We start from the raw sequence: 1972 nt of genomic DNA on the forward strand, positions 1-1972 counted from the left end.
GGGCCCCCGCCGTTACCGGCGGGGCCCTTCTCATTTCCCGGCCGGAGATTTCCGCGGGCTCAGGACGACCTTGCCGCGGTTGGCGCGTGCTTCGAGGATGAGGTGGGCATTGGCCGCCTCTTCCAGAGGGAGCACGGCGTGAATTGCCGGTCGCAGGCGACCTGCGATGTGCAGCTCCCAAAGTTCACGTTGATGCCGGTCGTAGACGTCGCGGCGGCGGCCGGCGAGATGCGCCATTGCGAAACCGATGACCGCCCTGCTGTGCATCCGCAGTTCGTTGGTGTCCACCTGGCCGCCGACGGCGTTGAAGCAGACCAGCCGCCCGAAGGGCGCCAGGGCGCGCAGGCTCGCCGCCTGTACATCGTCGCCCACCCCGTCCAGAACGACGTCCACGGGGTCGCCCCAGTCCTCCCGGTCGTAGGTGACGACGTGATCGGCCCCCAGCGAACGCACGAATTCGGCCTTGTCGGCGCTGCCCACCGCGGCGGTCACACGTCCCGCGCCGAGGGCCACGGACAATTGGACCGCCAGGTGGCCGACGCCTCCGGCGGCGGAGGTGACCAGCACGCTGTCGCCCTTGCCGAACCCGCCCGCACGCAGCGCTCCAAGGGCCACCTGTCCGCTGCGTGTCAGGAGCAAGGCCGCCAGGTCGTCGACCTCATCGGGCACGGGCGCCATGAACGGTGCCGGGACCGCCGCGAACTCTGCGTACGCCCCGGCCAACGCGGGGCCGGCGGCGCGCTGCCCGATCCGCCATCCGGTGACGCCCGGGCCGATCGCCGCGACCCGTCCCGCGATCTCACCGCCAGGTGTGCGGGGGAGCGGCGCGCCACCGTCCCCGGGGACGTCGCGCGTGAGCCGGATGACCGGCAGGGTCACTCCGATGACGTCGACCTCGATGAGCAGTTCGCCCGCTCCCGGCTCGGGGCGGGGTACCCGCTCGACCCGCAGCACCTCGGGACCCCCGTACTGGTGAAACCGCACCGTGCGCACACTGACTGCCTTTCTTGTCGATGACGGTGACGATGGCCGGGCCCCTCGCACATGCGCGACCCGGATCAGGGCGTCACGGTGTGTTCCGGATCAGCATGGTCCCCCTTCCGGACCTCAACGTCGTTGAAGTTCAACGCTGTTGAAGTCTGCGCCATACTGGTGTCCGCGTCAACCGGATAAAGAGGAGCGGCGATGCGCCTGACCCGTGAACGCGTGATCGACGGTGGTCTCGGCCTGCTCGATGAGGTGGGGCTGGACAAGCTGACGATGCGGGGGCTCGCGAAGGCACTCGGCGTCCAGAACGGCGCCACATACTGGCACTTCTCCAGCAAGGGGGAGCTGTTGGAGGCCATGGCCGACGCCATGCTCGCCAGGGTGACGGCCGGTGTGGACCCGGCCCTGCCTTGGGACGAGCGGATCGTCATGGCGGCGCACCGTCTGCGCCGCGCCCTGCTGTCCAGACGCGACGGTGCCCGCTTGTTCGCCGGGGTGTTCTTCCCCCTGCCCAACGCCCTGGCCTATGGCGAGACCATGATCGGAATTCTGCGGGAGGCGGGTCTCGGCCTGCGGGACGCGGTCTGGGCGGTGGACACCCTCACCTACTATGTCGTCGGCCACGCGGGAGAGGAGCAGCTCGCGGCGGGGCCCGCCGGCGGGGACGAGGCGGTCGCGCGGCTTTCGGCGGCGCTGGACCCGAGTCGTCACCCGAACATGGCCGCCGCGTCCGGCGACCTGGCGGCGCCCCATCCGGAGGAGCACTTCGGATTCGGGCTGGAGCTGATCATGGCCGGGGTTCGTGCCCGCCTGGCCGCGTCGGGTCCGCCGTCCTGATCTGCGTCTCCGCGGCGTTGTGCGCCACGACGGAGGCGAGTCCAGGGGGTGTCCCGGCGGACACGGACGCGCGGAGGCGGCTCCGCTGGTGTCGATGCGCGGAACCGCCTCCGGTGACAGCGGATCAGGCCCGGCGAGCCTGCCTGAT

2 protein-coding genes are annotated in these 1972 nt (G+C 70.9%); one reads left to right on the plus strand and one right to left on the minus strand.

Features of this window, described 5'->3' with window-relative positions; translation table 11 throughout:
• Nucleotides 1–30: 30 nt before the first annotated feature.
• Nucleotides 31–984, minus strand: coding sequence for a quinone oxidoreductase family protein (locus AF1_RS32390; protein ID WP_207394247.1), 954 nt, complete (start codon nucleotides 982–984; stop codon nucleotides 31–33).
• A 201-nt stretch (nucleotides 985–1185) separates the two neighbouring features.
• Between AF1_RS32390 and AF1_RS32395 the strand changes: the two genes are divergently transcribed.
• Nucleotides 1186–1824, plus strand: a complete 639-nt coding sequence (locus AF1_RS32395; protein WP_067808146.1) for a TetR/AcrR family transcriptional regulator C-terminal domain-containing protein — start codon at nucleotides 1186–1188, stop codon at nucleotides 1822–1824.
• Nucleotides 1825–1972: the final 148 nt, after the last annotated feature.

It is taken from the genome of Actinomadura formosensis NBRC 14204 (assembly GCF_001552155.1).
GTDB classification, from domain to species: Bacteria; Actinomycetota; Actinomycetes; order Streptosporangiales; family Streptosporangiaceae; genus Spirillospora; species Spirillospora formosensis.

Coding starts and splice junctions, on each gene's coding strand:
- AF1_RS32395 (WP_067808146.1), top strand. CDS start 1,186: ATGCGCCTGACCCGTGAACGCGTGATCGACGGTGGTCTCGGCCTGCTC.